Raw genomic sequence first — 5,706 nt, 5'->3', positions numbered from 1 at the left:
TTGGGGTTGGCGGCCACCTACTCTCCCGGGTGTGACCCCAGTACCATCGGCGCAGCCGGGCTTAACTTCTCTGTTCGGGATGGGAAGAGGTGCTCACCGGCGCCATAGCCGCCATTCTCTTCGCTCGGCTGTTATGCGAGCTTGATGGCTATGTGAAAGTTGTTTTGACTTGTTGGGAGAGAAAAAGCCTTCGGACGCTGTAGGGCCAAGGGGCGGGCCGGCCTTGGCCGGCTAGCACTGTGCGTGCTTTGGGAACGCGCTCGGGCAATTAGTACCGCTCGGCTTTGCCATCTCTGACTTTACACCTGCGGCCTATCAACGTCATCGTCTCTGACGGCCCTTAAGGGAGATCTCATCTTGGGGCGGGTTTCGCACTTAGATGCTTTCAGCGCTTATCCCGTCCGAGCGTAGCTACCCTGCGCTGCGGCTGGCGCCACAACAGGTCCACCAGAGGCTCGTCCATCCCGGTCCTCTCGTACTAAGGACAGAACCCCTCAAATCTCCGACGCCCACAACAGATAGGGACCGAACTGTCTCACGACGTTCTGAACCCAGCTCGCGTGCCACTTTAATCGGCGAACAGCCGAACCCTTGGGACCTTCTCCAGCCCCAGGACGTGACGAGCCGACATCGAGGTGCCAAACCTCCCCGTCGATATGAGCTCTTGGGGGAGATCAGCCTGTTATCCCCAGAGTACCTTTTATCCTTTGAGCGATGGCCCTTCCATGCGGAACCACCGGATCACTATATCCGCCTTTCGGCCCTGCTCGGCTTGTGGGCCTCACAGTCAAGCTCCCTTCTGCTATTGCGCTCTGCGCACGGTTACCAAGCGTGCTGAGGGAACCTTTGAAAGCCTCCGTTATTGTTTTGGAGGCGACCACCCCAGTCAAACTACCCACCAAGCACGGTCCTCCACTCTGTGGAGTTAGGCGCCAAGCAACTCAAGGGCCGTATTTCAAGGAAGAATCCACGACGCCTGGCGACGCCGCTTCGCATTCTCCGGCCTATCCTACACATGAGTTACCCAGCGTCAATGCTAAGCTATAGTAAAGGTTCATGGGGTCTTTCCGTCCCGTTGCGGGTACTCGGCATCTTCACCGAGACTACAATTTCACCGAGCTCACGGCTGAGACAGCGCCAGATCGTTACACCATTCGTGCAGGTCGGAACTTACCCGACAAGGAATTTCGCTACCTTAGGACCGTTATAGTTACGGCCGCCGTTTACCGGGGCTTCGATTCAGAGCTTCGCCTTGCGGCTAACCCCCCCTCTTAACCTTCCGGCACCGGGCAGGTGTCAGGCCTTATACGTCATCTCTCGATTTGGCAAAGCCATGTGTTTTTGTTAAACAGTCGCCTGGGCCTTTTCACTGCGGCTTCTCTGGTTGCCCAGAGGAAGCGCCCCTTCTCCCGAAGTTACAGGGCCATTTTGCCGAGTTCCTTGGCCGTGATTCACTCGAGCACCTTAGGATTCTCTCCTCGACCACCTGTGTCGGTTTGCGGTACGGGCGGCCATGCATTTAAACGCTTAGCGGGTTTTCTAGGGAGCCTGCTTAGGGACGCTATCCCCGCGGCCGAGGCCTTGGGGTACTATCGGCTTTCAGCTAGCCCGGCGTACTTCACTACCGGGCCACTACCTACGGCCTTCAACGCACTATTCCGTCAGTGCGCGGTCCTTTCACTTCTCCGTCACCGCATCGCTATGCATAGCCGGTGCTGGAATATTAACCAGCTGTCCATCGACCTGCGCTTTCGCCTCGGCCTTAGGTCCCGACTAACCCTGATCCGATTAGCGTTGATCAGGAAACCTGGGTCTTTCGGTGTGCGGGTTTCTCGCCCGCATTATCGTTACTTATGCCTACATTTGCTTTTCCAAGCGCTCCAGCACATCTTGCCGATATGCCTTCGTCGCCCTTGGAATGCTCCCCTACCAGTATAGAATAATCTATAATCCGCAGCTTCGGTACCACGCTTGATGCCCGATTATTATCGATGCCCTGTCGCTCGACCAGTGAGCTGTTACGCACTCTTTAAATGAGTGGCTGCTTCCAAGCCAACATCCTGGCTGTCTGTGCAACTGGACCCCCTTTGTTCAACTTAGCGCGAATTTAGGGACCTTAGCTGGCGGTCTGGGTTCTTTCCCTCTCGGCGCGGGACCTTAGCACCCCGCGCCTCACTGCCGCGTATATCAAATGGCATTCGGAGTTCGTCAGGATTCGGTAGGATTTGACTCCCCCTAGTCCTATCGGTAGCTCTACCTCCATATGACTCGACCGCGACGCTGCCCCTAAAGGCATTTCGGGGAGTACGAGCTATTTCTCAGTTTGATTGGCCTTTCACCCCTACCCACAGGTCATCCAAATACTTTTCAACGTAAACTGGTTCGGACCTCCAGTTGGTTTTACCCAACCTTCATCCTGCCCATGGGTAGATCACAAAGTTTCGCGTCTACCCCCTCTGACTGTGCGCCCTGTTCAGACTCGCTTTCGCTGCGGCTCCGCCCCTTGAGAGGCTTAACCTTGCCAGAGAGGAGTAACTCGTAGGCTCATTATGCAAAAGGCACGCCGTCACCCAACGAATGGGCTCCGACCGCTTGTAGGCGCATGGTTTCAGGATCTGTTTCACCCCCCTATTCGGGGTACTTTTCACCTTTCCCTCACGGTACTGGTTCACTATCGGTCTCTCAGGAGTATTTAGCCTTAGCGGATGGTGCCGCTGGATTCAGGCGGGATTTCTCCGGTCCCGCCCTACTCAGGATACCACTAGGGCCTGTGTCCTTACGCGCAAGGGGCTGTCACCCTCTCCGGCCAGACTTCCCAGTCTGTTACGCTTCAAACAGCAGGTCCCACACCGTGGTCCTACAACCCCGCTCCTGCCGTGACAGGGGCGGTTTGGGCTCTTCCGCGTTCGCTCGCCACTACTTGCGGAATCATTGTTATTTTCTCTTCCTCCGGGTACTTAGATGTTTCAGTTCCCCGGGTTCGCCCCCTTTCGGGTGCCGCGTCTTCAACACGGCGGGTTGCCCCATTCGGACATCCGCGGATCACATCGTATGTGCCGATCCCCGCGGCTTTTCGCAGCTTGTCGCGTCCTTCATCGCCTCTGAGAGCCTAGGCATCCCCCATGCGCCCTTCTCTGCGTTCTCGCCGGTGGTCCTGAGACCGCCGGCCCGCTTCTTGGGCTGCACCGGAATAAATTCCAGGCAGTCTTACCTTATAATGTCTTTGTTTTTCTCTCTCCCATCATGTCAAAGAACTTCTCTCAAAGTCTCGCCTGCCCGCCCCGTCGCTAAACGGTGGCCGCGGCATTCGCCTTTAAGTTAGAAGTAAGAACCTGCCGTCCTTACTGTGTGCTGTTGTTGTAAGCTTGGTGGAGAATAACGGAGTCGAACCGTTGACCTCCTGCGTGCAAAGCAGGCGCTCTAGCCAGCTGAGCTAATCCCCCCTGTCGGTAACCGCAGTTACGCGCTTGGTAAAGTGGTGGGCCTGCGTGGACTCGAACCACGGACCTCTACATTATCAGTGTAGCGCTCTAACCACCTGAGCTACAAGCCCCCGTGGCTACTGGGCCGGGGAACGCGCCTTGATGCCGCACCTCGCTTATTCAGTATCGTGTGTGTTGTTTTGAGAAGGAATGCTGAGACAGAAGAAATTTGGATAAGTGCACGCCGCGCGGGCTTGTCCACCCTTGCGCCTCGGGAAAGGCCGACGGGCCGACCCTAGAAAGGAGGTGATCCAGCCGCACCTTCCGGTACGGCTACCTTGTTACGACTTAGCCCCAGTTACCAGTTTTACCCTAGACGGCTCCTTTGACGGTCACCGGCTTCAGGTCTCCCTGACTTCCATGGCTTGACGGGCGGTGTGTACAAGGCCCGGGAACGTATTCACCGCGTCGTTGCTGATACGCGATTACTAGCGATTCCGGCTTCACGAAGTCGAGTTGCAGACTTCGATCCGAACTGAGACCGGCTTTTTGAGATTGGCTCCCTGTCACCAGGTGGCAACCCTCTGTACCGGCCATTGTAGCACGTGTGTAGCCCTAGGCGTAAGGGCCATGATGACTTGACGTCGTCCCCGCCTTCCTCGCTCCTTGCGGAGGCAGTCCCTTTAGAGTCCCCGTCATAACACGCTGGCAACTAAAGGTAGGGGTTGCGCTCGTTGCGGGACTTAACCCAACACCTCACGGCACGAGCTGACGACAGCCATGCAGCACCTTGCTTTGTGCCCCGAAGGGAAGGTCCATCTCTGGACCGGTCACGCGCATTCTAGCCTAGGTAAGGTTCCTCGCGTATCATCGAATTAAACCACATGCTCCACCGCTTGTGCGGGCCCCCGTCAATTCCTTTGAGTTTCACCCTTGCGGGCGTACTCCCCAGGTGGATCACTTAACGCTTTCGCTTGGACGCTTGCCGTGTATCGCAAACATCGAGTGATCATCGTTTACGGCGTGGACTACCAGGGTATCTAATCCTGTTCGCTCCCCACGCTTTCGTGCCTCAGCGTCAGTTTCGGGCCAGCGAGCTGCCTTCGCAATCGGGGTTCTTGGTGGTATCTATGCATTTCACCGCTACACCACCAGTTCCGCCCGCCTCGACCGAACTCAAGCCCGCCAGTATCAACGGCAGTTCCAGGGTTGAGCCCTGGGATTTCACCGCTGACTTAACGGGCCGCCTACGCACCCTTTAAACCCAATAAATCCGGACAACGCTTGCACCCTCCGTATTACCGCGGCTGCTGGCACGGAGTTAGCCGGTGCTTATTCACCAGGTACCGTCAGTTACGCCCGCAGGCGCGTTTTCTTCCCTGGTAAAAGCAGTTTACAACCCAGAAGGCCTTCTTCCTGCACGCGGCATGGCTGGGTCAGCCTCTCGGCCATTGCCCAATATTCCCTACTGCTGCCTCCCGTAGGAGTCTGGTCCGTGTCTCAGTACCAGTGTGGGGGACCATCCTCTCAGAACCCCTAGCCATCGTCGCCTTGGTGGGCCTTTACCCCGCCAACTAGCTAATGGCACGCATGCCCATCTTCCACCGCCTCAGCTTTTACCACGGTCGGATGCCCTCTCGTGGTCATATGCGGTATTAATCCACCTTTCGGTGGGCTATCCCCCAGTGGAAGGTAGGTTGCATACGCGTTACGCACCCGTGCGCCACTAACCTGATTCCCGAAGGAATCAGATCCGTTCGACTTGCATGTATTAGGCCTGCCGCTAGCGTTCATCCTGAGCCAGGATCAAACTCTCCATTGTAGTGTTTTACTTTTCAGACTGCCCAAGGCAGCCAATGTGTCCGTTCGACCCGCGGCCCTTTCCTTTAATAATTCTCTCGAATTGACGCGGTGGGAATCCGAAGATTCGCCCGCGCGGATGTACCTATCTTGTTTTTCTTTTTCTGTCTCAACAATCTCTCAAAGAACTTTTCCAAAGAACTTCTCTCCTTGGATAGACGTCCTAACGTTTTAGGGCGTGTCTTGCTTTTCGCTTTTCCGAAGCGACCGTCCGTCGTTTTCGGTGTGCAAAGGTCGGAAAAACTTTCCGAATCCGCAAGCAAAATCTCAATCTTTTTTTTCTTTCCTTTCAACCCTTTTGGTTGGCAGGCACTCTTTTTTTTCGCTTTCGAACCCTTCGCCTCGGAGCGGGTTGCAAAGGTAAGAAGACTTTTTAAATCCGCAATAACCTGGCAAAACTTTTTTTTCCTTTTTCCTGCGGCCT

At 55.8% G+C, this 5,706-nt stretch carries 1 protein-coding gene, 2 tRNA genes and 3 rRNA genes; all 6 read right to left on the bottom strand.

Features of this window, described 5'->3' with window-relative positions; all coding sequences use genetic code 11:
- Nucleotides 1–4: 4 nt before the first annotated feature.
- Nucleotides 5–116 (bottom strand): 5S ribosomal RNA (rrf, locus tag O71_RS21150).
- Nucleotides 117–248: 132 nt separating this feature from the next.
- Nucleotides 249–3,144, bottom strand: a 23S ribosomal RNA gene (locus O71_RS21145).
- Nucleotides 3,145–3,366: 222 nt separating this feature from the next.
- A tRNA-Ala gene (locus O71_RS21140) sits at nucleotides 3,367–3,443 on the bottom strand.
- Nucleotides 3,444–3,476: 33 nt separating this feature from the next.
- Nucleotides 3,477–3,553: transfer RNA gene (locus O71_RS21135), tRNA-Ile, on the bottom strand.
- A 168-nt stretch (nucleotides 3,554–3,721) separates the two neighbouring features.
- A 16S ribosomal RNA gene (locus tag O71_RS21130) occupies nucleotides 3,722–5,244 on the bottom strand.
- The 16S, 23S and 5S rRNA genes sit together here with 2 tRNA genes alongside, the layout of an rRNA operon.
- A 64-nt stretch (nucleotides 5,245–5,308) precedes the next feature.
- Nucleotides 5,309–5,706: hypothetical protein (locus tag O71_RS24495; RefSeq protein ID WP_007661353.1), on the bottom strand; the 398-nt coding region annotated here is incomplete at its 5' end.

The organism is Pontibacter sp. BAB1700, from assembly GCF_000277005.1.
Lineage (GTDB): Bacteria > Bacteroidota > Bacteroidia > Cytophagales > Hymenobacteraceae > Pontibacter > Pontibacter lucknowensis.
This window is presented reverse-complemented; position numbering and strand designations above follow the sequence as displayed.